At 59.5% G+C, this 1,502-nt stretch carries 1 protein-coding gene; it reads right to left on the bottom strand.

The genetic code is table 11. The features are described from left to right. Positions 1-74 precede the first annotated feature (74 nt). The coding region (gene tnpC, locus IEX27_RS21005) for an IS66 family transposase (protein WP_188723018.1) at positions 75-1,502 on the bottom strand (1,428 nt) is incomplete at its 5' end.

The following is a 1,502-nucleotide window of genomic DNA, read 5'->3' as shown; positions in this document are numbered from 1 at the left end:
GTAAGCGCGATTTTCGATGCGCCTAGACGGCCTCTTCAGGCGTAATCGCGCACGGGTTCTAGCCGTATCCAGCTTTATTTGGCATTTGCCTTGGAGAAGTTGAACGGCAGCAGGTCGCCAATGTCGGCCGTTTCTTCGCGCTGAGGTAGCTCAGAAAGCACGTGGCGTAGCCAGGTGAGCGGGTCGACGCCACAGGCGCGGCAAGTCAGCATCAGACTGTAGATCACAGCACTGGCCTTGGCCCCGTCAGCGGTGTCGCTGAACAGCCACGATTTTCTTCCGGTGGCAAAAACTCTGATCTCGCGTTCCAGAATGTTGTTATCGATCGGCATCCTGCCGTCGCTAGTGTAACGCGTCAGGTAATTCCATTGGTTCAGGGTGTAGGACACCGCATCACCGAGCTTGGTATCCGGCACGATCTTTGGCGCGATATTGTCGAGCCACGCCTTTAGGGCGTTCAGGACAGGCAGGCTGTGCTGCTGGCGGAAACGGCGAATGCAATCGGCCTTTGTCTCCCCCGGATCCGGGGTCTTGTCTCTCGCCTGCCTTTCGATCCGGTAGAGCTGTTCGAAGAACCGGAGAGCTTGCTCCGGCGGGCCGCCACCATTCTTTCTCGCCTTGAGGGCATCAACGAAGCGCCGCCTGGAGTGAGCCATGCATCCGACATGGGTTGCGCCATTCAATGTGCGCCAGGCGGTGTAGCCATCAGTGACGAGTATGCCACGGTAGTCACCAAGGAAGGTCTGCGGGTAAATCTGACCGCGGCCGGGCTGGTAGTCGAGAAGCACGATCGGCTCGTCACTGTTCTCGCTGCTGCGGTACGCCCACATGTACGACGTGCTGGTGGCTTCCTTGTCCTTTTCCTTCAGCACCTGAACCGTCGTCTCATCGCCATGGATGAGAGACTGCGATTGCAGCCGCAGCTTCAAAGCATCGTAGATGCGATATAGATGCTTCTCGCTCGAGCCGATGACCCAATGCGCAAGAGCGCCACGGCTGATCGGAACGCCAGCACGCTCGAATGTCTGAGCCACGCGGTAGAGCGGCGTGCCATCTACGTATTTGTGGACGAGAGCAAAGGCGAGCGTCGACGGGGTGGCGATGCTGCCCGGCAGGGGTTGCGTGGGCATGGGCGCGATTACGACGGGCGTGTTAATCCCTGTACGGTCACAGTGCCGGCAGGCGTATTTGAACCGTACGTTCTGCAGGACCTTCGCCTTGATCTCGATATGGAGCTGCTCGCTGACGGCTTCTCCCATGCGATGCATTTGGCTTTTGCAGCACGGGCAAGCCTTCTGATCGTCAGCAAGGTCGTATTCGACACGCTCGCGCGGCAGGTCTGCCGGCAGAGGCCTGCGTCCCCGCTTTTTGCCCGTAACGCCCCCGGCCGCAGGCAAGCCAGTATCCGGAAGCTCGACGTTGTCGTCTTCCTCGCTATCACCGTCGACCGCAGCCTCTTCGGCCTCGTTGAAGAGACGGTCAATATGCTTCTCACTGCGGGG

Source organism: Nitratireductor aestuarii (assembly GCF_014641695.1).
In the GTDB taxonomy this organism is placed as follows: Bacteria; Pseudomonadota; Alphaproteobacteria; order Rhizobiales; family Rhizobiaceae; genus Chelativorans; species Chelativorans aestuarii.
The sequence above is the reverse complement of the archived record's forward strand: the minus strand, read 5'-3'. Positions and strand labels throughout refer to the sequence as shown.